We start from the raw sequence: 495 nt of genomic DNA, 5'->3' as shown, positions 1-495 counted from the left end.
AAAAATACAGATGAATACAAAAAACTAAGAGAATTGGCTGCTTTTATGTTTCTAAGAGAAGACTACCTAAATAGAATTAAGGACGTAAATCAAAGAACTAAACTCAAAAAAATAATTGCATATTTTAAAACTATTAGAATGTTAGCATTTACTATACTCGACGGATCATTCGCTCCAAGTTATGTCCACTTTGATCCGCTACGTGTAGTTTCTGATATTGAAAAGTTCATCATATCCAGCGAGTATCAGCAGTTGTTGAATGATATTCACAAGTTTTATACTTCGACTTTATATCAAAACAGTAGGAATATGTACTACCATCATTTGTTAGTAAAAGAGCTTCAGAAAGACATTTTTTCCAAATTTAAGGATTCTAAAAGTTTCATTGAGGAGTTTTTATCCGGAGAGCTAGACAAGAAAATCAAGAAAAAAATTAATGAGATCTTCCAAGGGAGTACAGTTAAACAAGACAATATACAGGGAACTTACGATATA

1 protein-coding gene is annotated in these 495 nt (G+C 30.9%); it reads left to right on the top strand.

The genetic code is table 11. The annotated features are described in order from the left end of the window. Positions 1 to 495: hypothetical protein (locus tag E3E37_RS11580; RefSeq protein WP_206204105.1), on the top strand; the 495-nt coding region annotated here is incomplete at both ends.

Source organism: Thermococcus sp. ES12 (assembly GCF_012027515.1).
Classification (GTDB): domain Archaea; phylum Methanobacteriota_B; class Thermococci; order Thermococcales; family Thermococcaceae; genus Thermococcus; species Thermococcus barossii.
This window is presented reverse-complemented; position numbering and strand designations above follow the sequence as displayed.